General features: G+C 72.9%; 21 protein-coding genes, 1 tRNA gene, 2 pseudogenes and 1 other annotated feature. Of the genes and pseudogenes, 11 read left to right on the top strand and 13 right to left on the bottom strand.

Annotation, left to right across the window (positions count from 1 at the left end):
- Positions 1 to 86 precede the first annotated feature (86 nt).
- Positions 87 to 1,307, top strand: a complete 1,221-nt coding sequence (locus H508_RS0111305) for a trans-sulfuration enzyme family protein (RefSeq protein WP_026374139.1) — start codon at positions 87 to 89, stop codon at positions 1,305 to 1,307.
- On the opposite strand, the gene H508_RS16865 is transcribed toward H508_RS0111305, so the two are convergent.
- Complete coding sequence (locus tag H508_RS16865; protein WP_051223307.1) at positions 1,261 to 3,246, bottom strand: sensor histidine kinase; 1,986 nt, start codon at positions 3,244 to 3,246, stop codon at positions 1,261 to 1,263. The genes H508_RS0111305 and H508_RS16865 overlap by 47 nt on opposite strands.
- A 77-nt stretch (positions 3,247 to 3,323) precedes the next feature.
- Here H508_RS16865 and H508_RS0111295 point away from each other — a divergent pair, with 77 nt between their 5' ends.
- Complete coding sequence (locus H508_RS0111295) at positions 3,324 to 4,466, top strand: PQQ-dependent sugar dehydrogenase (RefSeq protein WP_026374138.1); 1,143 nt, start codon at positions 3,324 to 3,326, stop codon at positions 4,464 to 4,466.
- Positions 4,467 to 4,482: 16 nt separating this feature from the next.
- Here H508_RS0111295 and H508_RS0111290 read toward each other — a convergent pair whose 3' ends face one another.
- Together H508_RS0111290 and H508_RS0111285 are read right to left on the bottom strand one after the other, a co-directional pair.
- A complete protein-coding gene (locus H508_RS0111290; RefSeq protein ID WP_051223304.1) occupies positions 4,483 to 4,980 on the bottom strand; it encodes a nitroreductase/quinone reductase family protein in 498 nt (165 codons plus the stop codon).
- Between the two features lie 93 nt (positions 4,981 to 5,073).
- A complete protein-coding gene (locus tag H508_RS0111285) occupies positions 5,074 to 6,309 on the bottom strand; it encodes a cysteine desulfurase-like protein (RefSeq protein ID WP_026374136.1) in 1,236 nt (411 codons plus the stop codon).
- A gap of 43 nt (positions 6,310 to 6,352) precedes the next feature.
- Between H508_RS0111285 and H508_RS0111280 the strand changes: the two genes are divergently transcribed.
- Both H508_RS0111280 and H508_RS0111275 read left to right on the top strand, forming a co-directional pair.
- Positions 6,353 to 6,778, top strand: coding sequence for a DUF3054 domain-containing protein (locus H508_RS0111280; protein ID WP_026374135.1), 426 nt, complete (start codon positions 6,353 to 6,355; stop codon positions 6,776 to 6,778).
- Entirely contained in the window at positions 6,775 to 7,032 is a 258-nt protein-coding gene (locus tag H508_RS0111275) for a glutaredoxin domain-containing protein (RefSeq protein ID WP_026374134.1), read from the top strand. The genes H508_RS0111280 and H508_RS0111275 overlap by 4 nt, the downstream gene beginning before the upstream one ends.
- 15 nt (positions 7,033 to 7,047) lie before the next feature.
- Here H508_RS0111275 and H508_RS0111270 read toward each other — a convergent pair whose 3' ends face one another.
- A complete protein-coding gene (locus H508_RS0111270) occupies positions 7,048 to 9,594 on the bottom strand; it encodes an MMPL family transporter (RefSeq protein WP_026374133.1) in 2,547 nt (848 codons plus the stop codon).
- 109 nt (positions 9,595 to 9,703) lie between these two features.
- On the opposite strand from H508_RS0111270, the gene H508_RS0111265 reads away from it, so the two are divergent.
- The gene (locus tag H508_RS0111265; RefSeq protein WP_026374132.1) at positions 9,704 to 10,297 is read left to right on the top strand and encodes a TetR/AcrR family transcriptional regulator; all 594 of its coding nucleotides are present in this window, start codon (positions 9,704 to 9,706) and stop codon (positions 10,295 to 10,297) included.
- 3 nt (positions 10,298 to 10,300) lie between these two features.
- Here H508_RS0111265 and H508_RS0111260 read toward each other — a convergent pair whose 3' ends face one another.
- From H508_RS0111260 to H508_RS0111245, 4 genes are all read right to left on the bottom strand, one after another.
- Positions 10,301 to 11,098: an NAD-dependent epimerase/dehydratase family protein gene (locus H508_RS0111260; RefSeq protein WP_026374131.1), complete on the bottom strand. Its 798-nt coding sequence runs from the start codon at positions 11,096 to 11,098 to the stop codon at positions 10,301 to 10,303.
- A gap of 62 nt (positions 11,099 to 11,160) precedes the next feature.
- The gene (locus H508_RS0111255) at positions 11,161 to 12,135 is read right to left on the bottom strand and encodes a zinc-binding dehydrogenase (RefSeq protein WP_026374130.1); all 975 of its coding nucleotides are present in this window, start codon (positions 12,133 to 12,135) and stop codon (positions 11,161 to 11,163) included.
- A gap of 49 nt (positions 12,136 to 12,184) precedes the next feature.
- Positions 12,185 to 13,015, bottom strand: a complete 831-nt coding sequence (locus H508_RS0111250) for an aldo/keto reductase (RefSeq protein WP_156906066.1) — start codon at positions 13,013 to 13,015, stop codon at positions 12,185 to 12,187.
- A gap of 38 nt (positions 13,016 to 13,053) precedes the next feature.
- Positions 13,054 to 13,512 carry a hypothetical protein gene (locus H508_RS0111245; protein WP_035254924.1) on the bottom strand — a complete coding sequence of 153 codons (459 nt, stop codon included), beginning with the start codon at positions 13,510 to 13,512 and terminating at the stop codon, positions 13,054 to 13,056.
- A gap of 83 nt (positions 13,513 to 13,595) precedes the next feature.
- On the opposite strand from H508_RS0111245, the pseudogene H508_RS18020 reads away from it, so the two are divergent.
- The 4 genes and pseudogenes from H508_RS18020 to H508_RS17470 all read left to right on the top strand — a co-directional run.
- Positions 13,596 to 13,913: pseudogene (locus tag H508_RS18020) on the top strand (DJ-1/PfpI family protein); the annotation flags it as partial.
- Between the two features lie 114 nt (positions 13,914 to 14,027).
- Positions 14,028 to 14,330, top strand: coding sequence for a putative quinol monooxygenase (locus H508_RS17565; protein ID WP_026374126.1), 303 nt, complete (start codon positions 14,028 to 14,030; stop codon positions 14,328 to 14,330).
- Between the two features lie 144 nt (positions 14,331 to 14,474).
- The gene (locus tag H508_RS0111230) at positions 14,475 to 15,605 is read left to right on the top strand and encodes an NAD(P)/FAD-dependent oxidoreductase (protein WP_211220864.1); all 1,131 of its coding nucleotides are present in this window, start codon (positions 14,475 to 14,477) and stop codon (positions 15,603 to 15,605) included.
- A 51-nt stretch (positions 15,606 to 15,656) separates the two neighbouring features.
- Positions 15,657 to 16,092 (top strand): annotated as a pseudogene (locus tag H508_RS17470) (transposase); the annotation flags it as partial.
- Positions 15,937 to 16,065: a sequence feature (AL1L pseudoknot), on the top strand. (Overlaps the previous pseudogene by 129 nt.)
- 218 nt (positions 16,093 to 16,310) lie before the next feature.
- Here the strand turns inward: H508_RS17470 and H508_RS0111220 are convergent.
- From H508_RS0111220 to H508_RS0111200, 5 genes are all read right to left on the bottom strand, one after another.
- Positions 16,311 to 16,384: transfer RNA gene (locus tag H508_RS0111220), tRNA-Pro, on the bottom strand.
- Positions 16,385 to 16,489: 105 nt separating this feature from the next.
- On the bottom strand, positions 16,490 to 17,983 hold the full coding sequence (locus tag H508_RS0111215) for a S10 family peptidase (protein WP_026374124.1): 1,494 nt from the start codon (positions 17,981 to 17,983) through the stop codon (positions 16,490 to 16,492).
- A gap of 28 nt (positions 17,984 to 18,011) precedes the next feature.
- On the bottom strand, positions 18,012 to 18,512 hold the full coding sequence (locus H508_RS16020) for an FBP domain-containing protein (RefSeq protein WP_051223300.1): 501 nt from the start codon (positions 18,510 to 18,512) through the stop codon (positions 18,012 to 18,014).
- A 92-nt stretch (positions 18,513 to 18,604) separates the two neighbouring features.
- On the bottom strand, positions 18,605 to 20,047 hold the full coding sequence (locus H508_RS16015; RefSeq protein ID WP_051223298.1) for a glyceraldehyde-3-phosphate dehydrogenase: 1,443 nt from the start codon (positions 20,045 to 20,047) through the stop codon (positions 18,605 to 18,607).
- 107 nt (positions 20,048 to 20,154) lie between these two features.
- The gene (locus H508_RS0111200) at positions 20,155 to 20,952 is read right to left on the bottom strand and encodes a siderophore-interacting protein (RefSeq protein WP_026374123.1); all 798 of its coding nucleotides are present in this window, start codon (positions 20,950 to 20,952) and stop codon (positions 20,155 to 20,157) included.
- Between the two features lie 112 nt (positions 20,953 to 21,064).
- Here H508_RS0111200 and H508_RS0111195 point away from each other — a divergent pair, with 112 nt between their 5' ends.
- The gene (locus H508_RS0111195; protein WP_035254771.1) at positions 21,065 to 22,327 is read left to right on the top strand and encodes an MFS transporter; all 1,263 of its coding nucleotides are present in this window, start codon (positions 21,065 to 21,067) and stop codon (positions 22,325 to 22,327) included.
- Between the two features lie 38 nt (positions 22,328 to 22,365).
- On the top strand, positions 22,366 to 23,217 hold the full coding sequence (gene pdxY, locus H508_RS0111190; protein WP_026374121.1) for a pyridoxal kinase PdxY: 852 nt from the start codon (positions 22,366 to 22,368) through the stop codon (positions 23,215 to 23,217).
- Positions 23,218 to 23,363: the final 146 nt, after the last annotated feature.

Genomic DNA, 23,363 nt, shown 5'->3' with positions numbered 1-23,363 from the left:
TCGATCCTGCCATCGGCGAGCGCATGCTGCCCGCCCGGCCGCGCGGGACGCATCCATCACTTGACACTTGGGGCATGATCGGATGCATGACGACGAGCAATGACGCTCGCCTCCGACCCGACTCGCTCGCGGTGCATGCCGGCCGCGACGATCTCCGGTCGCTCGGCGTGCACGCGATCCCCATCGACCTCTCCTCGACGAACCCGCTGCCGGACGTCCTCACGGGCGGCGACGCGTACGAGCGGCTCGCGACCGGCGGCGACGTCGGCGACGGCTCGGCCGTCTACCAGCGGCTCTGGAATCCGACCGTCGCGCGCTTCGAGGAGGCGCTCGCGCAGCTCGAGGGCGGCGAGCGCGCGGTCGCCTTCGCCTCCGGCATGGCGGCGGTGACCGCCGTGCTCATGGCCGCGCGCCAGCGCCGCGGCAGCCACGTCGTGGCGCTCCGGCCGCTCTACGGCGGCACCGACCACCTGCTCGCGACGGGCCTGCTCGGCACCGAGACGACGTTCGTGGACTCGGTCGAGGCGGTCGCCCGCGCGTGCCGCCCCGACACGGGCCTCGTGGTCGTCGAGACGCCCGCGAACCCCACGCTCGAGCTCGTCGACCTCTCGGCGCTCGTCGCCGCCGCGGGCGACGCGCCCGTGCTCGTCGACAACACGTTCGCGACGCCCGTGCTCCAGCGGCCGCTCGCGCACGGCGCCGCGCTGTCGCTGCACTCCGCGACGAAGTACATCGGCGGCCACGGCGACGTGGTCGGCGGCGTCGTGGCGTGCAGCGAGGAGTGGGCGCGGGCCCTCCGGCCCGTCCGCGCCATCACGGGCGCCCTCGCGCATCCGCTCGCCGCCTACCTCATGCACCGGGGGCTGCAGACGCTGCCGCTGCGCGTGCGAGCGCAGCAGGCGGGAGCCGAGGTCGTCGCGCGCGCGCTCGCCGCGATGGACGGCGTGCTCGAGGTGCACTACCCCGGGCTCGACGGATGCGACCCCGCGGGCCTCGTGGGACCGGGCAGGCAGATGGCGGGGCCGGGCTCGATGATCGCGGTCGACGTCGGCGACGTCGAGCGCGCCGCCGCGGTCGCGGAGTCGGTGGAGCTGTTCACGCACGCCGTCTCGCTCGGCAGCGTCGACTCGCTCATCCAGCACCCCGCGTCGCTCACGCACCGGCCGGTCGCGGCGGAGGCGAAGCCGCACGCGGGCGTGCTGCGGCTCTCGATCGGCCTCGAGGATCCGGCCGACCTCATCGACGACCTCGAGCGCGCGCTCAGCCGCTCGGCGGCGGCGCGGCCGGCAGCCGCAGCTCGGCGCTGAGCCCTCCCCCGTCGGCGCGGCGCAGCTCGATCGAGCCGCCGTTCCGACGGGCGAGCTCGGCGACGATCGCGAGGCCGAGCCCCGTGCCCGGCACGTTGTCGCGCACGGCGCTCGGCGCGCGGTAGAACCGGTCGAACGCGTGCGCGAGCTCGTCCTCGCTCATGCCCGGCCCCGTGTCGACGATGCGGATGCGCACGGCGTCGCCGTCGCGGTCGGCGCCGAGCAGCACGCGGCCGCCGGCCGGCGTGAACTTGATGGCGTTCGTGAGCAGGTTCGACACCGCGCGACCGGCGTCGCTGCGCGAGCCGAGCGCGACGCTCTCGTCGACGTCGACGAGCAGCTCCACCGCCTTGCGCTCGGCGATGGGCGCGAGGCTCGCGGCCGCGTCGTCGAGGAGCTCGCGGCAGTCGATGCGCTCGGGCTCCTTGGGCCGCGGCGTGGAGGTCGCGCCGCCGCTCAGCGTCAGCAGGTCCTCGACGAGCTCGGAGAGCCGCACGGCGTTGCGCTCGATGACGGCGACCCACTTCCGCTCCGAGGCGCCGAGCCCGGCGGACTCGGCGAGCAGCTCCGCGTAGCCCACGACGCTCGTGATGGGGGTGCGCAGCTCGTGGCTCGTGGTGGCGAGGAAGTCGTCGCGCTGGCGCTCGAGCTCCTCGCGGATCGAGCGCGCTGCCTCGCGCTCGATCCCGGCCTCGACCTCCGCCTGGCGGGCGCGGAGGAGCTCGGTCACGTCGAGCAGCTGCGCCGCGACGCGGTCGTCCTCGCCGTCGATCGGGTTGGCCTCGATCGTGAGCGTGCGGCCGGCGGCCGTCGTCGCGGTCGTCGTCCCGCCCGAGCGCATCGCCGCGGCCGCCGCCGAGGCGACCGGTCCCGACCAGTCGTCGCCGTCGAGCTCGGTGTCGAGCATCGCTCGCGCCGCGGGGTTCGCCCACGCGAGCCGGGCGGCGTCGCGGCCCGGGCGCCACAGCACGAGGCCGAGCCGAGACTCGACGACGCTGCCCGTGAGCAGTCGCGCCGAGGCGTCGAGGCGTCGCCAGACGGCGCGCAGCTCGTACTGCGCGGCGGAGATGACGAGCGCGAAGCCCGCGATCGTCAGCAGGTAGACCTCGAGCACCGCCGCTTGCTCGGTGACGTCGAGGGCCGCCGACGCGAACGGCCCGCGACCGGCGAGCGTGAGCACGAGCATCGCGAGCGACGCGACGAGGGACTGCACGAGCACCACGCGGATCGGGAAGCGGAACGCCGCCCACGCGAGCACCGGGTAGGGCGCGAAGGACAGCGGCAGGCTCGAGTCGAGCTGGAAGACGAGCACGAGGACGAGCACGAGCACGAGCGACTGCGCGACCATCTCGACGGTGCTCGCGCGCACGGGCACGCGCGGCGGCAGGGCGGCGAAGGGCGCGATCATCGCGACCGCCGCCGCGTGCGATGCCGCGACGAGCACGATCGTCGGCCAGAAGGAGCCGCTCTCGAGCACGGTGACCGAGAGCGCCGCGATGAGGCCGGCCGCGGCGGAGCCCACGCTGATGGCGATCGCGAAGCGCAGTCCGGCGCGCAGCGACGAGAGCTGGAAGTGCTCGCGGCCCCAGCCGAGCAGCACCGCGATGACCGCGACCTCGGCGACGTTCGCCGCCCCGAAGCCGAGCGCCTGCACGAGCGTGCGACCGCCCGCGGTGTTCGCGACCGTCGTCGCGACGAGCACGAGCACGAGCACCATCCAGATGCGCCGCGGCGGCTGCAGCAGCGCGAACGCGACCGAGAGCCCCGCCGCCGGCCACCACACCGCGACGGTCGTGCCTGCGGGCGCGAACAGCACGCCCGCGACCGCCGCGAGGAAGATGAGCGCCCCAGCGGCGGTCCACGCGGGCCACGGCAGCCTCGGCCGCGCATCGACGTCGGCGCTCGTGTCGAGCGCGAAGCCTGCCGCAGGCGTGCTCATGGTCGCCACCGTACCTCCCGTCCGCGCGTATGCTGAGCGCACCCGGGGAGGGAGCCGAGCATGAGCGGAGCCGCACCGTGAGCCTCCGTCGCCGCCGCGGCGTCGCGCCGCCCGTCGGGCTCGCCCTCGTCCTCGCGCTCGCGCTCGCCGCGTGCGTGCCCGTCGAGCAGCCCGCCGAGCGGCCCGCGACGAGCACCGACCCGGCCGCGACCGGCGCGCCCGCCGTGCCCGACGCATCCGCCTCGCCCTCCTCCATCCGCACCGGCAGCCTCGAGTCGCCCGAGACGCTCGCGACCGGGCTCGAGAGCCCGTGGTCGATCGCGCTCCTGCCCGACGGCGGCGCGCTCGTGAGCGAGCGCGACTCGGCCCGCATCGTCGAGGTGCGACCCGAGGGCAGCACTGACCCGATCGCCGAGCTCGAGGGCGTCGTGCCCGGCGGCGAGGGCGGGCTGCTCGGCATCGCCGCGCGCGACGGGCACCTCTACTGGTACGCGACGAGGAGCGACGGCAACGCCATCCTGCGCGCGACGCTCGAGGGCGCCGTCGGCGAGCGATCGCTCGGCGAGCCCGAGGAGCTGCTCACCGGCATCCCCGCGGCCCGCAACCACAACGGCGGGCGCATCGCGTTCGGACCCGACGGGATGCTCTACGCGACGACGGGCGACGCGGGCGTGCCGACGCGGGCGCAGGATCCCGCGAGCCTCGCCGGCAAGATCCTGCGGCTCGAGCCCGACGGCTCGCTGCCGGCCGACAACCCCGACCCCGGCTCCCCGGTCTACACGCTCGGCCACCGCAACCCGCAGGGCCTCGCGTGGAGCGATGACGGCGCGCTCTTCGCGACCGAGTTCGGCCAGGACACGTGGGACGAGCTCAACGCGATCGAGGCGGGAGCGAACTACGGCTGGCCGGTCGTCGAGGGCGCCGCGGGCGACCGCCGGTTCGTCGATCCCGTGCAGCAGTGGCGGCCCGCCGAGGCGAGCCCGAGCGGGATGGCCTTCGCGGGCGACGCGCTCTGGATCGCGAACCTGCGCGGGCAGTCGCTGCGCCGCGTGCCGATCGACGACCTCGCGGTCTCGAGCGTGCACTGGCAGGGCGAGCACGGGCGGATGCGCGACGTCGTGGCCGCGCTGGACGGCTCGGTCTGGGCGCTCACCGGCAGCACCGACGGCCGCGGCCGGCCCGCGGAGGGCGACGACCGCATCCTCGCCTTCGCGCCCTAGCGCGAGGCGCGAAGGGTCAGCCCGCGCGCGGCTCGAGCACGACGACGGGCGTCGCGCGCCGGCGCGCCCGCTCGTACTCCGCCATCGCCGGCCCCTCGTGGAAGGCGTCGAAGCCCGCGAGCAGGCGCTCGCGCTCGAGCCCGGACACCTCTCGGGCGTGCACGAGGCGCGGACCGTCGGGCAGGTCGACGGATGCGTCGGGGTGGGCGCGGAGGTTGTGGAGCCAGGCGGGGTGCGCGTCGGCCCAGCCGTTCATCGCCATCGTCACGAGAGCCTCGCCCTCCTCGTAGTAGGAGACGATCGCGACGCGCGGCTCGCCCGAGCGGCGGCCGATCGTGTGCAGGCGCAGCATGCCGAACTTCCCCGGCCTCGGCCGCGCGAGGCCGAAGCGGCCGCTCGTGACGCGGTAGAGCGCGCGGTGCACGACCCACGCGGAGCGTACGAACCAGCGCGGCGGCAGCTTCGGCGCAGGGGCCGGGACGGAAGCGGGCGCACTGCTCGCGGTGTCGGTCACGATCGACTCCTTCGCGTCGGGCCGGTGGGCGGGTCGAGCTCAGCGTAGGCACGCGTGCGGCGCCGCAACCAGGGGGCTATCCCCCGCTCGCCATCACGCGAGCGCGGCGTCGAGCCCCTCGAGCAGCCGGTCGACGTCGGTGTCGTCGTTGTAGGGCGCGAGCCCCATTCGCAGTCCCGCCTCGGCGCCGGTGCCGAGCGCGAGGAACGGCTCGTGCGCGTAGAAGGTGCCGGCGGGCGCGAGCACGTCGCGCGCTGCGAGCGCGCGGGCGACGGCGAACGGGTCGCGGTCGCGGAAGGTGACGAAGAGCGTCGACGTGCGCTCCTCGGCGACCGAGTGCAGCGTCAGCCGGCCCTCGAGCGCGCGCAAGTGAACCTCGATGCGCTCGCGCAGGCGCCGCTCGTGGTGCTCGACGAGCGCGTTGGCGGCGACGAGGCGCTCGCGGCGGTCGCGCTGGGCATCCTCGACCGGGGCACCCGCGATGCTCGCGATGACGTCCACGGCCGCAGTCGCGCCCGCCATGAGCTCGTAGGGCAGGGTGCCGAGCTCGAAGCGCTCGGGCACCGCGTCGGTCGAGGGCAGCAGCTTGTCGGGGTGCAGCGACTCGAGCAGCTCGGGCGACGCGGCGAGCACCGCGCAGTGCGGGCCGAAGAACTTGTAGGGCGAGCAGACGAAGAGGTCGGCGCCGAGCGCGGCGACGTCGATCGCGTCGTGCGCGGCGAGGTGCACGCCGTCGACGTGCACGAGCGCGCCGACCTCGTGCGCGCGGGCCGCGATGCGGGGCAGGTCGGGCTTCGAGCCGATGAGGTTGGATGCGCCGGTGACGGCGACGAGGCGCGTGCGCTCGGTCACGACCTCGTCGAGCTCGTCGAGCCGCAGCTGCCCCGTCGCGGGGTCGAGCCGCAGCCACCGCACCGTCATCCCGACGCGCTCGGCGACCTGGAGCCACGGCCGCACGTTCGCGTCGTGGTCGAGCTGCGTGACGACGAGCTCGTCGCCCGCCGCCCACTGCTTCGCGAGCGCGCGGGAGACGTCGTAGGTGAGCTGCGTCGCGCTGCGCCCGTAGACGATGCCGCGCGGGTCGGCGCGGAGCAGGTCGGCGTAGGCGGCACGGAAGGCGGCGACCGCCGCGTCGGCGTTCCGCTCGCTCGCGACGCTCGAGCCGCGGTTCGAGAGCGGACCGGTGAGCGTGCGGGCGATCGCCTCGCCGACCTCGGCCGGCGTCTGCGTGCCGCCCGGTCCGTCGAAGTGGGCGATGCCCGAGGCGAGCGACGGGAACCGCGCCCGCAGCGCCTCGACGTCGAGTGCGGTCGCGGTGGCCTGCTCCATGGAGCCGAGCATGCCAGATGCGCCGTGCAGCTACGGTCGAGGGGTGACCCGCCGCGCCGCAGCCCCTTCGCGCCTCCTCGCGGGAGCGCTCGCGCTCGACGCCGCGCTCGTCGTCGCGTTCGCGGCGATCGGCCGCGCGAGCCATGACGACGGCGGCGCGGGTGTGCTGGGCGCCGGCGGCATCGGCCTCGCGACGACGGCCTGGCCCTTCCTCGCCGCACTCGTCGCGGGATGGCTCGTCTCGCTCGCGTGGCGGCGGCCCGCTGCGCCGCTCCGCACCGGCGTGCCGGTGTGGCTCGTGACGGTCGTGGGCGGGATGCTGCTGCGCGCGCTCAGCGGGCATGGCACGGCCCTCCCGTTCGTCGTCGTCGCGACCCTCGCGCTGCTCGCGCTCCTGGTCGGATGGCGGCTGCTGGCCGCGCTCGTGCGTGGCGGAAGCGAGCGGCGCTCACGTACCGTGGGGGCATGACCGACACGACGACGATCCGGGTGTACGGCGCCGACTGGTGCCGCGACTGCCGGCGCACGAAGCAGCAGCTCGACGGGCTCGCGGTGCCCTACGACTACATCGACCTCGAGGAGGACGAGTCGGCGACGCGCGAGGCGCAGCGCATCTCGGGCCGCATGCAGATCCCGGTCGTCGTCTTCCCCGACGGCTCGCACCAGGTCGAGCCGACGAACGACGAGGTCGAGGCGAAGCTCCGGGAGCTCTCGCTCCTCTGAGCCCCGCCTCGCGCCTCAGCGCTGCGCGGTCGCGCCGGCGGCGACCGCGTCGACGCTGCCCGTGCTCGCGCCCGGGTGGCGCCGCTCGAGGCCCGCGCCCTCGACGTCGACGTTCGGGATGATGCGGTCGAGCCAGCGCGGCAGCCACCACGCGCCGCGGCCGACGAGGTGCATGATCGCGGGCACGAGCAGCATCCGCACGACGAAGGCGTCGAGCAGCACGCCGAGCGCGAGCCCGAAGCCCATCGCCTTGATGATGATCGACTCCGAGGCGATGAAGCCGGCGAAGACGGCGATCATGATGAGCGCGGCGGCGATGACGACGCTGCGCCCCGCCCGGAACCCGCGCGCGACCGCGAGTCGCGCATCCGCCCTGTGCACGTACGCCTCGCGCATGCCGGTCGTGAGGAAGAGCTGGTAGTCCATCGCGAGCCCGAAGAGGATGCCGGTGAGGATGACGGGCAGGAAGCTCAGGATGGGCCCGGGCTCCGAGACGCCGAAGAGGCCGCCGAGCCAGCCCCACTGGAACACCGCGGTAACCGCGCCGAAGGTCGCGAAGAGCGAGAGCACGAAGCCGCCGGTCGCGATGAGCGGCACGAGGAGCGAGCGGAACACCATCACCATGATGAGGAACGAGAGCCCGACGACGACCGCGAGGTAGGTCGGGAGCGCGTCGGCGAGGCCCTCGGAGATGTCGATGTTGCTCGCCGCCTGGCCGGCGACGCCGAGCGGCATGTCGCCCTCGATCGCCGGCCGCTCGCGCAGCTCGCGCACGAGCGCCTCGGTCGACTCGCTGTTGGGGCCCTCGGCGGGCACGACCTGGAAGACCGCGAGCCGTGCCTCGTCCGCGGCGTCGTCGGAGACGCCGATGGGCGCGACCGCCACGACGTCGTCGCTCGCCGCGAGCTCGCGCGCGACCGCGAGCTGGCGCCGCTCGACCTCGACGTCGTCGAGGCCGCCCGGCATCGTCGCGGTGACGAGCAGCGGGCCGTTCTGCCCCTCGCCGAACGCCTCCTCGGTGAGGCTGTAGGCCCGGTAGGCGGTCGATTCGGCGGGCTCGGAGGCACCGTCGGGCAAGCCGAGGCGCATCGAGAGCGCCGGGATCGCGATCGTCGCGAGCACCGCGACGGCGAGCACGGCGCCGAGGACCGCGCGGGCGGTCGACATCGGGCGCACCGAGCGCAGCGCATCCGCGCCGTCACCCGCCGCGTCGGCCTTCGCGATCGCGCGTCGGCTGAGGATGCGGCGGCCGGCGAGGCCCAGCAGGGCCGGCGTTGCCGAGATCGCGATGAGCACGGCGATCGCGACGCTCACGGCGCCCGCGACGCCCATGAGGCCGAGGAAGGGGATGCCCGTGATGCCGAGCGCGAGGAGCGCGACGATGACCGTGACGCCCGCGAAGACGACCGCGTTGCCCGCCGTGCCGTTCGCGAGGCCGATCGACTCGACGACGCCGGCGCCGCGCAGCAGCTGCTTGCGGTGGCGGTAGATGATGAAGAGCGAGTAGTCGATGCCGACCGCGAGGCCGAGCATGACGCCGAGGATCGGCGTGACCGACGCCATCTGCACGACCCCCGAGAACGACAGCACGGCCATCGCGCCGATCGCGACGCCAAGCAGCGCCGTGACGATCGGGAGGGCGGCCGCAAGCAGCGAGCCGAGCACGACGACGAGCACGACCGCCGCGAGCGCCACGCCGACCGCTTCGCCGATGCCGAGGATCTCGGGCACGCCCTGCGCGATGTCGGTCGAGAACGAGATCTCGAGCCCGTCGATGGGCTGCGAGGAGAAGTGCGCCATCGTGGCGTCCTTCGACTCCTGCGGCAGCTCGAGGCGCGTCTCGGTGTACGAGACGGTCACGAGGGCGGTCGCGCCGTCCTCGGAGACGAGGCGGATGCCGTCGGCGAGCGAGAGGAGCTCCTCACCGCGCTCGAGCCGGGTGGCCTGCTCGTCGAGCTCGGCCTGCCCCTCGTCGAGCTGCGCGCGCTGCTCGTCGATGACAGTGCGCTGCGCGTCGAGCTGCGCCTGCTGGGCGTCGAGCTGCGCGGCCGGGAAGCCGGCGGCCTCGGCTTGCGCTCGCGCGGCGTCGAGCTGCGCCTGACCGGCCTCGAGCTGCGCGGCGCCCGCCTCGAGCTGGGCGAGGCCCGCGTCGAGCTGCTCCTGCCCGGCCTCGAGCTGCGCGCGGCCGTCCTCGAGCTGCTGCGCCTGGTCGGCGCGCTCGGCCTCGGTCGCGAACGGGTCGTTGACGGCCGAGACGTCGGGCAGCGACTCCGCGCCCTCGATGAGCTCGGCGAGCTGCTCGCGCTGCTCCTCGGTGATCGCGCCGTCGGTCGCGTGCACGACGACGGTGCCGGTCGCGCCGGCGAAGTCCGGCAGCTCGCGCTCGAGCTCGGCGACGACCTCGCCGGAGGCCGTGCCGGGGATGTCGAAGCTCGACGAGAGCCCCTTGAAGCCGATGAGGAAGCCGCCGACCGCGGCGGCGAGGATGACGATCCACGCGATGAGGACCGTCCACGCGCGGCGCGCGGCGAACGTTCCCAAGCGGTGCAGCAGCTCGGCCATGAGGCCCTTCCGATCCGCGCGCGAGCCGAGGCCGAGCGCTCCCGACGACGACAAGCGGGGCCTAAGATAACACGCACCGTCTCGTCTTTCCTGTGGCCCTGGAGGTGCCATGTCCCTCCCCCGCACGGGTCCCGTCCGCAGCGAGGCCGCCCGCATCGCGATCCTCGACGCGACCGCGGCGCTCTTCGCCGAGCGCGGCTACGAGCACCTCACGATCGAGGGCGTCGCCGCGCGCGCCGGCGTCGGCAAGCAGACGATCTACCGCTGGTGGCGCTCGAAGGGCGCGCTCGTCGCGGAGTGCCTGCTCGAGGGCCTGCTCTTCGACGACCGGCTCGCGCTGCCCGACACGGGCGACGTGCGCGCCGACATGCACGCGTGGCTCACGACCGTCTTCGCGGTGATCGACGACGAACCGGGACTCGTCCTCTCGCTCCTCGCCGCGGCCGCGGAGCATCCCGAGGTGGGGGCGCGGCTGCGCGACAGCCTGACCGGCTCCGCCTCGATCTCCGGTCGCCTCGACGCGGCGATCGGCACCACGACGGGACTGCGGCCGGGCGTCGCGACCGAGCAGCTCGCGGAGGCGCTCATCGGCGCGGTCGTGCTGCGCGCCCTCAGCCGCACCTCGTCGACCGCCGACGACGCCGCGCGGCTCGTCGACCTGCTCATCGGGCGTGCGTCCGACGACGCCGTGTCGCCGAGCTGACCCCTACGAGCCCTCGGGCCACGAGTCGGGCACCGACTTCCCCTCCGGCACGACGTCCTCGCCATCGGGTGCCGCATCCGCCCACGAGTCCTTCGGCCGGTAGCCGAGGTCGAGCATGGTGTTCGTGAGGTCCCACCGCCGGTTCGGGTTGTCGGAGATCGCGTAGTAGAGCCCGAAGTCGACGGGCGCCTCGATCGCGCAGCGGAACACCTGCACGGCGTCGTCCTCGCTCAACCACATCGCGTGCAGGATGTCGAGGTCGGCGCTCGCCGGGTCGTCGGTCATCCAGCCGATGCGGAGGGCGATGAACGAGAGCCCGTGCTCGTCGGCGTAGTAGCGGCCGAGCGTCTCGCCGAACGCCTTCGAGACGCCGTAGAGCGAGTCGGGGCGCGGCAAGTGGTGCGGGTAGACCGGCCACTGCTCGAGCCGGTCGTACATGCCCATCGCGTGGTTCGAGGAGGCGAACACGACGCGGCGGACGCCCGCCTCGCGGGCAGCTTCGAGCACGTTGCGGGTGCCGACGATGTTGGCGCCGAGCACGTCGTCCCACGTCGACTCGGGGCTCGCGCTGCCGGCGAGGTGCACGACGGTGTCGATGCCGTCCATGAGCGAGCGCACGGCGTCGAAGTCGGTGAGGTCGGCCTCGCGGAGCTCGCGCTCCTGCCGCGGGCTCCGCGGCGTGCGGCCGTGCATGACGACGTCGTAGTCGCCCTGCAGCCGCTCCGAGAGCACGAGGCCGATGCCGCCCGTCGCGCCCGTGATGAGGATGCGGCGCGGAGCGTCGCCCGTCGAGTCGTCCATGGTGCTCCTCCCCGCCCCGACACTATGCAGAGCGCCTGATCGTCTCGTGGGCGCGACCCGGGCTACGGCCGCAGCTGCACCTTGCCGACGCGGCCAGGCGTCAGGCTCGCGCGCACCGCCTCTCGCACGTCCTCGAAGGGATGCGTGCTCGAGACCGGGAGCGTGAGCGTGCCCTCGCCGATGCGCTCCGCGAGCTCGGCGAAGAGCCGCTCGCGCGTCGCGGCGTCCATCGTGCGGCCCACGGTGCTGCCCCAGAAGCCGCGCACGGTCGTGTGCTTGAAGATGAGGTCGCCGGAGGAGAGTTCGAGGGTCGGTGCGGCCATCGCGCCGAAGACGACGAGCGTGCCGCCCTCATCGAGCACCGAGAGCACGTCGCCGGCAGCCGGCCCGCCGACCGAGTCGACGCCGGCGACGATGCGCCCGTCGCCCGCGAGCTCGCGGACGCGCTCGCGCCAATGGTCCTCCGACGTCGAGACGGTGCCCTCGATGCCGGCCTCGCGCAGCTCCTCGACCGCCTCCCGGCGCCGCACGAGGCCGATGACGCGGATGCCGCGGCCGGGCGCGAGCTGCGCGACCATGCGGCCGACGGCACCGTTCGCGGCGTTCTGCACGAGCACGTCGCCCTCGGCGAGGTCGAGGCTCTCGAGCAGGCTCACGGCGCTGAACGGCATCGCGACGAGCTGGGCGGCCGCGCTGTCGGGCAGTCCATCCGGCGCCGGCACGAGGCCGCGCGCGTCGGCGACGAACGACTCCGCCCAGACGCCGAAGGCGCCTGCGACGACGCGGTCGCCGATCGCGAGGCTGTCGACGCCCTCGCCGAGCGCCTCGACGACGCCGACGGCCTCGGTGCCGCTGCCCGCGGGCAGCTCGGGCTTGAAGCCGTAGGTGCCGCGCACGGTCCAGAGGTCGTGGTTGTGGATGGTGGCGAGCGTCGTGCGCACGCGCACCTGGCCCGGCCCGGGCTCGGGCGTGGGTCGCTCGGCGACGTGCAGCACGTCCTCGGGCTCGCCGAATCGGTCGTGGACGATGGCGCGCATGTGCGCTCCCTTCGGTCGGTGGTTCATTCGTGATGGATGCGCGGCGGCGTCACATCTCCTCGTACGACGCTGGGTCCTGGTCGGCGAGCCGCCCGTCGGGCCGCCCGAGCGCGGTGATCGCGGCGATCTCGTCCTCCGCGAGCGCCACGTCGAGCGCACCGAGGTTCTCGCGCTGGCGATCGACCGACGCGGCCTTCGGCAGCGGCACGGCGCCGCGCGCGATCGCCCACGCGAGCAGCACTTGCGCGGGCGTCGCGCCGTGCGCGCGGGCGATCTCCACGACCTCGTCGCGCTCGAGCAGGTCGTTGCCCCGCCCGAGCGGGCTCCACGCCTGCGTGATGATGCCGTGCTCGCGGTCGTAGGCGAGCTGCTCCTCCTGCGGGAAGTACGGGTGCAGCTCGATCTGGTTGACCTCGGGCAGCACACCCGTCTCCGCCTGCAGGCGCTCGAGGTGCTCGGGCAGGAAGTTGCACACGCCGATCGCGCGCACGAGCCCACGCTCCTTCGCCTCGATGAGCGCGCTCCACGCATCCACGTACTTGCCGACGCGCGGGTTCGGCCAGTGGATGAGGTAGAGGTCGAGCCGCTCGAGGCCCGTGCGCGCGACGCTCTCCTCGATCGTCGCGAGCGCTGCGTCGCGCTCGTGGTGGCGGCCGGGCAGCTTCGAGGTGATGATGAGGTCGTCACGACGACCGGATGCGCGCACGGCGGCACCGACCGTGCCCTCGTTCTCGTAGTTGAAGGCGGAGTCGAGCAGCGTGTAGCCCTGCTCGATCGCGCGGCCGATCGCGTCGGCGCCCGCGCGGCCCTTGAGCTTGTAGGTGCCGAAGCCGAGCACTGGCAGCTGCAGGCCGCTGTGGGCGGTGGTGGTGGGGATCACGGATGCGCTCCTCTCGGCAGGCGGGACGCCTGTCCGCGTCACCCTACGCCGCGCGCCCAGAGTGCCGCCGAGAGTCGCGAGACGGCCGGGTCGTGCGTGCGCTGCCAGTTGCGGCCGCCGCGCGAGAAGGTCGCTCGCACGGCGGGCGGCACGTCGGCGTCGGCGACCGGCGCGCCGAGCCACTCGCACGGCCGCACGTGCACGAGGTCGGCGGCCGACGCATCCGGGCTCGCGTCGTAGCGCCACGGCCCCGCGAACTGCCCGAGCCAGGCGAGCCCGTCGTCGTCGCGAGTCCAGACGAAGGCGCCGTCGGGCGCGTCGGCGAAGCGCTCGATGCGAGCGGCGAGCCGCTCGTCGTGCTGCTCGGCGGCGACCGTCGCCGCCTCGGCGACGGTGCGCGGCGCCGGGTCGAGCGCGCCGCCCATGCCGACGAGGCCCTGGGCGAGCGCCCGCTCGACGCCCGCGCCCTCCGGGACGGCGGGCAGCCTCGACCGCATGGGCGCGCGATAGACAGGCGGCTCGACCTCGATCACGGAGCGGGGGCGCTCCCCCGAGGTCACGGTCAGCGGTCCCGCTGCCGATGATCCGCCGTGTCCGGCTCCGACCGCAGGACGTCAGCGATCTCCTCCTCAGGACGCGGCGGCACCGCCTGATCGGCCTCGAGCTCCGGGATGCTGTGCTCGTCAGCGCCCGGGTTGTGCTGCGGCGCGGGCTGCTCTGCTGCTGGATGCACGATGGACCCTTCCGTCGAAGACGACACCAGCGTATGCAGGATCCCGATACCGTCGGAAGTGGCAAGCCCGTGGCAGCGATCTGTCACGCGCCGTGGACGTTGGTCGAGGCTGGCGTGGCCGCCGGTCGCACCCAGACGTCGTTCCCGAGCATTCGCACCGACCTGCGCAACGCCGGCCCCGACGTCGTCGACCAAGGCGTGGTGGTCGACAAGAATCTCATCACCCGAGGCGATAGTGTCCCGACTCGGGGGCGCCCCGACAAAGGAAGAGGAGAAGTCATGAGTGTGACCAAGGGATTGCTGGTCAGGTTTGACGCGCTGCCCGGGAAAGAGGACGACGTGGAGGAGTTCCTCGACAGCGGCCGTGCGCTTGTTGAGGACGAGCACGCGACCACCGCGTGGTTCGCGATCCGCCTCGGGCCGACCTCGTTCGGGATCTTCGACGTGTTCCCCGATGACGCCGGACGTGACGCCCACCTGTCCGGCCCTGTTGCGGTAGCTCTCGGCGAGCAGACCGGCACATTGTTCTCCGAACCGACGATCGAGAAGCTCGACGTACTGGGCTCCAAGCTCCCCGCCTGACGCCACAGACCGGGAGTACTAGCGATAGGCCGCAAGCGAAGGGGCCGCTGCCACGACGTCAGCGGGCTGTGCAAGCCCGAAGTCACCGCGCGCAGCGACCCCTCCTCTCTCGGCCACTCATCACCAACACATCGAGGAACCGCGATGACAGGAACTGACGACGGCGTCGCCTCGACGCGTTCACCCGAGGTAGCAGTGATCGGGGGCGGGATCGTCGGTCTGTCGACGGCGTACGCGCTGCGGGAGCAGGGCGTGTCGGTGCGCTTGTACGAGGCTGGTCTGCCCGGGACGGGTCAGTCCGCAGGCGAGGCGCGGATCTTCCGGCATGCCCACGACGACCCGCGACTCGTCGCTCTCGCACGCGAAAGCCGCGGCGTATGGGATGAGTGGGCCGAGCACTTCGACGTCGAGCTGGTCTCATCAGACGGTGTCCTGGCGATCGGAGACAGCGCCCTGGCGCGGCTGCGGGTGCTCGACCAGGTCGGCGGCGTGGAAGCGCACGAGATCGATGCGGCCGAGGTCGCCCAGCGGATGCCGCTGCTCGCTGGGTACTCGGGGCCGGCGGTGCTCGACGAGTCGGGCGGCGCGATCCGCACCCGCGCCGCGATCTCGGCACTCACGGGTGCCCTCGCAGATGCGGTCACCACCGGTGAGGTCATCTCCATCGATCCCCGCGGCGACGGGACGGTCGAGGTGCGCAGCGTCACCGACCGGGCTGTCTACTCGAAGGTGGTCGTGTGCGCGGGCCGCGAAACCGCCCGCCTGGCACGCAGCGTCGGCCTGTCGCTGCCGGTTCGCCTTGCCGCACACGTCAGGCTAACCTTCGACGTGAAAGCCGCCGCCCCGGCACGAGTCGCGTGCCTGCAGGACAGCAGCGGCGTCTTCGGCGAAGTCGGCGTCTACGCGACGCCGCTACCGGGCAACAGCAACTATTCAGTCGGACTCAGCGACACCGTCGGCGTCCGCGACGACGGAACTTTCATCGACCCGGCGGCGATTCGATCGCTGGACGAACGCGCACGCGAATACGTGACACGGGCGCTGCCCGGTCTCCACCCGGAGCCGCGCGACTTCCTTCACTGCTGGGTGACCGACCTCCCGTGGAGTGAGGACGGCGTGGCCGTGTGGGAGGCAGGCTCTGTCTTCTTCGTGGCCGGTCACAATTTGTTCAAGCAGGCACCTGCGCTGGGTCGCGCTCTTGCCCGGGCTGCGACCGGCGGCGGTCTCCGCGCCGAGCTCACGCCCGAAGCGCGCCTCGGCGAGGCCCAGGGCTAGGGCGAACCGCCCTGGGGTGTCCGGGGGCTCCATTGATTGAGGGATGGAGTCATGGCACGTCCAAGCAAGTACCCGCGGGAGCTGCGGGAGCGCGCAGTCCGGACGGTCGTCGAGTCGATGGCCGGTACCCGAGCGAGTTCGAGGCGATCCGTTCGATCGCGGGCAAGCTCGGCATCGGTTCGCCCGAGACGCTGCGGAAGTGGTTGCGGCAGTCGGAGGTCGATGGCGGCAACCGGCCGGGCAAGACGACGCAGGAGATCGCCGAGATCCGCGAGCTGAAGCGTGAGAACGCGGAGCTGCGGCGGGCGAACGAGATCCTCAAGGCGGCGTCGGCGTTCGTCGCGGCGGAGCCAGGCCGCCCACCGAAGTATTGACTGCGTTCATCGACGAGCACCGTGACGTGTTCGGGGTCGAGCCGATCTGCCGCGTGCTCTCGGAGCACGGCGCCACGATCGCCCCGTCGACGTACCACGACGCTCGCAAGCGGCCGCCCTCGAAGCGGGCGCTGAAGGCCGTCGATCGGCGTTCTGGTCCCCTTTTGGTCCCCTTATCCACAGGAGGAGCCGCCGCGAGACCCAGGAGCCTCTTCGGCGGCCGACGAACACGTGCCCTCAGTCTGCTCAGGGGACCGGGGGGACCAACGAAAACTCGTCGCCAGACATGACGAAGCCCTGATGAGAATGGCTTCTCATCAGGGCTTTTCCGTCGGGCTGACAGGATTTGAACCTGCGACCCCTTGACCCCCAGTCAAGTGCGCTACCAAGCTGCGCCACAGCCCGTCGCTCTCGCGATCGAGTCGCCCGGAGGCAACCAAGACAGCCTACCGCATGCAGGAGAGGTCGGTTCCCCCTTCGACACGCTCTGCGCCTCCGGCGCGGAGCGGCTCAGGGAGCGGAGCGGCCGGAGCGGCGCTGCACGAAGTCGGCGAGGTCCGCCGCCTGCGCGACGCGCGAGGGCTCGTGCACGTACATCATGTGGCCGGCCTCGTAGTAGCGGTGCTCGAGGTTGTCGCGCAGGGCCGCAGGGATCTGCAGGTGCGCGACCGAGTCCTCCGCGGCCGAGAACGGCGTCGCCCCGTCGAACCAGCCGTAGGCGAAGTGCACCGCGAGGTGCGGGTTCTGCCGCATCGCGCGCGAGAGCCGGTCGATGACGTAGACGGGCGCGTTCTCGAACTCCTTGTAGCTCCAGTGCTCGATGACGTCCTTGCCGAACACGTGGTACGGCCCGGTGTCGCGCACGCCCAGCTCGTGGTGGAGGTAGTGCTGGTACGCGGCGGCGTACGGCCCGAGGATCGCGTCCATCGACGGGTCGGCGTCCATGTGCTCGGCGATGCCGCTCGCCGCGGGACCGGTGAAGCGCGAGTCGAGCCGGCCGACGGTGAGGCCGCGGTCGCGCAGCAGCTCGCCGAAGTAGCGCCAGTGCTCGATGCGCAGGTCGGCGCGGTCGACGTAGGTCTCGCTCAGGCCGGTGAGGTGCGCGACGCGAGCCACCGCATCCGCCCGCTCCTCCGCCGTCAGGCGAGCGCCCCGACCCAGCACGTACGGGTAGTCGCGCGCGGCGTACTCGTGCGCCTCGGCGACGACCTCCTCGAGCGAGCGGCCCTCGTGGAACCCGTGCTGCCACGCGGTCGCGGCATAGAAGGGCAGGTACATCGCGTGCGCCCGGTCGCCGCCGCGCTCGAAGTTGGCGGTCGAGAAGTCGAGCACGCTCGAGATGAGCAGCAGCCCGTTGAGGTACATGCCCAGCTCGCTCTGCAGGTGATGCGCGAGGCCCGCGGCGCGGGTCGTGCCGTACGACTCCCCCGCGAGGAACTTCGGGCTGAGCCAGCGGCCCTCGGCCGTCACCCACTGGCGGATGATCTCGGCGACCGACTCGATGTCGGCGGTGAAGCCGTGGAAGTCCTTCGCCTTCTCCCCCTCCGCGGGCCGCGAGCGGCCGGTCGAGACGGGATCGATGAAGACGAGGTCGGAGACGCGCAGGAGCGACTCGGGGTTGTCGGCGATGCCGTAGGGCGGCGCGGCGAGCGAGCCGGCATCGCCCATCACGACGCGGCGCGGTCCGAGCACGCCCATGTGCAGCCACACGCTCGCCGATCCGGGGCCGCCGTTGAACGCGAAGGTGACCGGTCGCTGCGTCGGGTCGGCGCCGTCGAGCGTGTAGGCGGTGATCGCCACTTGCGCGCGGGCGCGGCGGCCGCGGAAGACGTCGTCCTCCGTCTTCTCCTGCCACAGCACCACGCGGCCCGACCGTGCCGTGTAGGCGAGCTCGCCCTCGTCGGTCGCGAGCGTGTGGCGCGTGGTGATGAGCTCGTCGTCGAGCTGCGTGATGCCGGTGTCGGTGGCGGGCTTGGAGTCGTCGCTGCGCTGCGTGTCGTTCACGCGCCGACGCTATCGAACCCCGCCGCGCTCAGCCGCCGCGCGCCTCCCGCGTCGCGCGCTCGACGCGGGCGGTGAAGCGCTCGAGCCGCTCGAGCAGCGCGGCGCCGCGCGCGGCGATGCGCGCGGGGCTCGTCAGGTGCGGCGGGCCGCTGCGGATGATGTGCGAGCACGCGAGGTCCTCGCACAGGTAGGTGCCGATCGAGCTGCCGGTGTCGCCCTCGAGGCTCGCGAGCCGCGCGCTGAACATCCGCACCTGCGTCGCGGGCTGCGTCGAGTGGCACATCGAGCACATCGCGGCGATGCCGGGCCGCAGGCCGCCGGGCGCCGCGCGCACGACGACGCCGACGAGCTCGTCGCCGCGCCAGTGGACGATGTAGCCGATCCGGCTCGAGCGCTCGCCGCGCCAGCCGAGGTACTCCCGCTCGTCCCAGATGGTCTCGTGCAGCCCTGGCATGGGCAGCTGCTCGAGCTCGCGCCGCGTCGCGTTCACGAAGCACGCGCGGAGCTGCTCCTCGGTCACCTCGCGCATGGCGACGACGCTATCGGATGCGTGCTGTGCGTCGAGGGGGTTTGCCCCCGTCGGGCCTCCACCCAGGAGAGTCCCGACGGGGGCAAGTCGTGTCAGGCCGGGGCGAGCTGCCGGGCCTTGGCCATCTGGTCGGCCATGTGCTCGATGACGCGGATGACCTGCGACGAGTAGCCGAACTCGTTGTCGTACCAGACGTAGAGCACGAGGTGCTTGCCGCTCGCGATCGTCGCCAGCCCGTCGACGATGCCTGCGCGGTTGTTGCCGACGAAGTCGGAGGAGACGACCTCGGCCGAGTCGGTGAAGTCGATCTGCGCGCGCAGCTCGCCGGTGAGCGAGGTGCGGCGCAGCAGGTCGTTCACGGCGTCGCGCTCGACGGCCTGCTCGAGCGAGAGGTTGAGGATCGCCATCGACACGTTGGGCGTCGGCACGCGGATCGCGTTGCCCGTCAGCTTGCCCTCGAGCTCGGGCAGCGCCTTCGAGACGGCCTTCGCCGCACCGGTCTCGGTGAGCACCATGTTGAGCGCCGCCGAGCGGCCGCGGCGGGCGCCCTTGTGGAAGTTGTCGATGAGGTTCTGGTCGTTCGTGTACGAGTGCACCGTCTCGACGTGGCCGTGCTCGATGCCGTACGCGTCGTTGATGACCTTGAGCACGGGCGTGATGGCGTTCGTCGTGCAGGATGCGGCGGTGACGATGCGGTCGTCGGCGCCGATGGTGTCGTGGTTGACGCCGAAGACGACGTTCTTGAGCGGGCTCTTGCCCGGCGCGGTCAGCACGACGCGGTCGACGCCCGGGCACTCGAGGTGCTGCGCGAGGCCCGCCTCGTCGCGCCACTTGCCGGTGTTGTCGACGACGATCGCGTGCTCGATGCCGTGCTGCGTGTAGTCGACGCTCGAGGGGTCGTCGGAGTAGATGACCTGGATGAGCGTGCCGTTCGCGAGGATCGTGTTCGCCTCGCGGTCGATCTCGATCGTGCCCTGGAACGCGCCGTGCACGGAGTCGCGGCGCAGCAGGCTCGCGCGCTTCTCGAGGTCGTTCTCGCCGCCGCGGCGCACGACGATCGCGCGCAGGCGCAGCCCGAGGCCGCGGCCCGCGTGGCCGATGAGGATGCGCGCGAGCAGCCGGCCGATGCGGCCGAAGCCGTAGAGCACCACGTCGGTGGGCTGGTCCTGCTCCCACGAGGGCAGCTCGGCGACGCGCTCGCGAGCCCAGTCCTCGAGGCCGCTCTCGGGCGCATCGCCCAGCAGCAGGCCGAGGTCGAGCGAGACGCCGCGGATGCCGAGCTCGTCGACGAGGCGCAGCACCACCATCGAGTCCTCGATGCTGAGGACGCGCTCGCCCACGCGCCGCGCCCACTTGTGCGCCTTCAGGATCTCGATCGGCGACTGGTTCACGAGCTGCTTGCCGTGCACGTGCGTGACGACGTCGCGCTCCCGGTAGAGGCGCCCGATGATCGGCACGGCGGACTCGGCGAGGGCGACGCGGTCGAGCCACGCCTGGTGGGCGCTGTCGACGGCGGGAACGGTTGCGGATGCCACGGCTTACACGTTAGGCAAGCGGATGCGTCACCACCGTCGAAACGGACGGTCAGGATGGCCGCAACGTCACCCTGGCGAAAGTTCGCGCGAACTTTCCGCCGCTCGGCTCAGGAGACGTAGGCCTTGCCGAGCTTCCAGTAGCCCGTGAAGGTGATGCGGCGCTTGTCGATGCCGCGGTCGCGGACGAGGTGGCGTCGGGCGCCCGTGGCGAGCCTCTGCTCCCCCGCCGCGTAGGCGTAGCCGAACTGCTCGGGCATGCGCAGGCCGCGCAGCTCCTCGAGCGCCGCCTCGCCCTCGCGGACGCTGCCGCGCTCGACCCAGCGGAGGTCGATGCCCGCCGGCCGGTGGAAGTCCTGGATGTCGTCGCGGTGGCCGACCTCGAGCACGATCGTGCCGCGCGCATCGTCAGCGAGCGAGTCGCACACGCCCGCGACGGCCGGCAGCACCGACTCGTCGCCGACCATGAGGATGTCGCCCTCGAGCCCGTCGTCGTTGTAGAGCAGGCCCTCGTCGAGCAGCACCGCTCGCTCGCCGCGCTCAGCGGCCATCGCCCACGCGGCGCCCGGGCCCGGGTCCTCGTGGCAGACGAAGTCGATGTCGAGCTCTCCCGCCTCGAGCCGGAAGCCCCGCACGGTGTAGTTGCGGATCCAGGGGCGGTGCGCCTCGCGCATCGCGAGGTACTGCGGGAACCAGGTCGAGGGGCTCTTCGGCACGCGCAGGACGTCCTGCCCCTCGCGGCGCATGAAGAAGCGGAACCACTGGTCGTAGCCCTGCGGCGTCATCGCCGAGACCTCGTCGCCGCCGAGCGTGACGCGACGGATGTGGGGCGACACCTGCTGGTTGTCGAGCACCTCGAGCTCGATGAACTTCGGTGCGACCGCGGCGACGCGCTCGGGTCCTGCCATGCGAAGCCTCCCGGGGATGTGCGCCTCAAGTGAGGCAAGCCTTACCAATGTAGCAAGCGAGGCCGCCGGAGCGCATCCGCCCCAGAGCCCGGCGCGTAGCATCGACAGCAGCATGCAGCTGACTCCCGCGCGACGGTCCCTCGCGCTCTTCACCCTCGCGCTCGGCGGATTCGGGATCGGCACGACCGAGTTCGCGACGATGGGCATCCTCCCCCTCGCCGCGAGCGACCTCGTGCCCGCGTTCGACGCCGACCCGGCGGGCGGCATCGCGCACGCCGGCTGGCTCATCACCGCCTACGCGCTCGGCGTCGTCGTGGGCGCGCCGCTCGTGTCGGCGTGGGCGGCGCGGATGTCGCAGAAGTCGCTCGTGCTGCTGCTCGCCGCCGCGTTCGCGGTCGCGAACCTCGCGAGCGGCCTCATGCCGACGTTCGAGCTCACCGTCGCCGCGCGGTTCGTCGCCGGCATCCCGCACGGCGCCTACTTCGGCGTCGCGGCGCTGCTCGCCGCGCGCATCATGGGGCCGGGCCGGCAGGGCGCCGGCGTCGCGCTCGCGCTCTCGGGCCTCACGATCGCGAACATCATCGGCGTGCCGCTCGGCACGTGGCTCGGGCAGGCGGCGGGCTGGCGCTGGACCTACGTCGCCGTCGCCGCCATCTTCCTCGTCACGCTCGTGCTCGCCGCGATCCTGCTCCCCCGGCAGCCGGGTGATCCGACGCGGAGCGCGAAGCGCGAGATCTCGGCGTTCCGGAACCCCAGGCTGTGGCTCATGATCGCGGTCGGCTGCATCGGTTTCGGCGGCTTCTTCGCCGTCTACTCCTACGCGGCCGAGATCGTCACGCGCGTCGCGGGCCTGCCCGAGCCGGCGATCGCGTGGCTGCTCGCGACCGTCGGCGTCGGCATGACGATCGGCAACGCGATCGGCGGCTGGGCCGCCGATCGCAGCATCCGCCGCACGATCCTCATCGCCTTCCCCGTGCTCATCGCCTCGCTCGCGCTGTTCGGCCTGCTCGGCTGGCAGCCGGTCGCGCTCTTCGCGCTCGCGTTCATGATCGGCGGCGCCGGATCGGTGCTCAACCCGGCGATCCAGGCGCGCATCATGGGCATCGCGGGCGATGCGGAGCTGCTCGGCGCCGCGACGAACCACGCGGCGTTCAACGTCGGCAACGCGATCGGCGCGGCCCTCGGGGGCGCCGTCATCGCGGCCGGGCTCGGCTACCTCGCGCCCGCGTGGATCGGCGTCGCGCTCGCGGGCACGGGCTTCGCCATCGCGCTCTGGAGCCTCGCGATCGATCGCCAGCCCGACACCGCGGCGCACCACGTCGTCGCGACGGTGCTCGGCCCCACGACGGCGGGCATCGAGGTCGTCGACCGCTGACGCACGGCGCGACCGGCGCGCAGTGCGAGAATCGACGGATGAGGTTCCTGTCGATCCAGTCGCACGTCGCCTACGGGCACGTCGGCAACTCCGCGGCCGTCTTCCCCCTGCAGCGCGCGGGGCACGAGGTCTGGCCGGTGCTCACCGTCAACTTCTCCAACCACACGGGCTACGGCGCGTGGGGCGGGCCGCTCATCCCTGCTGACGACGTGCGCGCCGTCGTGGCCGGCATCGAGGACCGCGGCGTGCTCGGCACGGTCGACGGCGTCCTCTCGGGCTACCTCGGCGGCGAGGCGATCGTCGAGGTCGTGCTCGACGCCGTCGCGCGCGTCAAGGCCGCGAACCCGCAGGCGACGTACACGTGCGACCCGGTGATGGGCAACGCGAAGTCGGGCTGCTTCGTCGCCCCGACGATCCCGCCGCTCATCCGCGAGCGCGCGCTGCCGGTCGCCGACATCATCACGCCCAACCAGTTCGAGCTCGGCTTCATGACCGGCACGGAGCCGGACACGATCGAGTCGACGCTCGAGTCGGTCGACCGCGCGCGCGACCTCGGCCCCGACACGGTGCTCGTCACGAGCGTGCTGCGGCCCGACCGCGAGGCTGACACGATCGAGATGCTCGCGGTCGACGGCGAGGGGGCGTGGATCCTCCAGACCCCGCACCTGCCGTTCAAGGCGAACGGCTCCGGCGACGTCACGAGCGCGCTCTTCACCGCGCACTACCGCGAGAGCGGCTCGGCGAAGGTCGCGCTCGAGCGCACCGCCTCGAGCGTCTTCGACCTGCTGCAGGTGACGCTCGACTCGGGCGAGCGCGAGCTGCGGATCGTGCAGGCGCAGGATGCGTTCGCGCACCCGCGCATGCAGTTCGAGGCGCGGCAGGTGCGCTGACGCGCCACCCGCTCGGCAGATCACCCGCTCGTCAAGTAGGCCCGCAGGGCACCCGCTCGTCGAGTAGGCCCGCAGGGCCGTATCGAGACGACCGTGACGCGTCTCGATACGCGGCCTGCGGCCGCTACTCGACGAACGGGGGTGCG

This window comes from Agrococcus lahaulensis DSM 17612 (assembly GCF_000425105.1).
Taxonomy (GTDB): Bacteria; Actinomycetota; Actinomycetes; order Actinomycetales; family Microbacteriaceae; genus Agrococcus; species Agrococcus lahaulensis.
Note: the sequence above shows the minus strand (reverse complement) of the source record. Positions and strands in the feature narration are given on the sequence as shown.

Coding starts and splice junctions, on each gene's coding strand:
- H508_RS0111305 (WP_026374139.1), top strand. CDS start 87: ATGACGACGAGCAATGACGCTCGCCTCCGACCCGACTCGCTCGCGGTG.
- H508_RS16865 (WP_051223307.1), bottom strand. CDS start 3,246: ATGAGCACGCCTGCGGCAGGCTTCGCGCTCGACACGAGCGCCGACGTC.
- H508_RS0111285 (WP_026374136.1), bottom strand. CDS start 6,309: ATGGAGCAGGCCACCGCGACCGCACTCGACGTCGAGGCGCTGCGGGCG.
- H508_RS0111275 (WP_026374134.1), top strand. CDS start 6,775: ATGACCGACACGACGACGATCCGGGTGTACGGCGCCGACTGGTGCCGC.
- H508_RS0111270 (WP_026374133.1), bottom strand. CDS start 9,594: ATGGCCGAGCTGCTGCACCGCTTGGGAACGTTCGCCGCGCGCCGCGCG.
- H508_RS0111265 (WP_026374132.1), top strand. CDS start 9,704: ATGTCCCTCCCCCGCACGGGTCCCGTCCGCAGCGAGGCCGCCCGCATC.
- H508_RS0111260 (WP_026374131.1), bottom strand. CDS start 11,098: ATGGACGACTCGACGGGCGACGCTCCGCGCCGCATCCTCATCACGGGC.
- H508_RS0111255 (WP_026374130.1), bottom strand. CDS start 12,135: ATGCGCGCCATCGTCCACGACCGATTCGGCGAGCCCGAGGACGTGCTG.
- H508_RS0111245 (WP_035254924.1), bottom strand. CDS start 13,512: ATGCGGTCGAGGCTGCCCGCCGTCCCGGAGGGCGCGGGCGTCGAGCGG.
- H508_RS17565 (WP_026374126.1), top strand. CDS start 14,028: ATGAGTGTGACCAAGGGATTGCTGGTCAGGTTTGACGCGCTGCCCGGG.
- H508_RS0111230 (WP_211220864.1), top strand. CDS start 14,475: ATGACAGGAACTGACGACGGCGTCGCCTCGACGCGTTCACCCGAGGTA.
- H508_RS16020 (WP_051223300.1), bottom strand. CDS start 18,512: ATGCGCGAGGTGACCGAGGAGCAGCTCCGCGCGTGCTTCGTGAACGCG.
- H508_RS0111200 (WP_026374123.1), bottom strand. CDS start 20,952: ATGGCAGGACCCGAGCGCGTCGCCGCGGTCGCACCGAAGTTCATCGAG.
- H508_RS0111195 (WP_035254771.1), top strand. CDS start 21,065: ATGCAGCTGACTCCCGCGCGACGGTCCCTCGCGCTCTTCACCCTCGCG.
- pdxY (WP_026374121.1), top strand. CDS start 22,366: ATGAGGTTCCTGTCGATCCAGTCGCACGTCGCCTACGGGCACGTCGGC.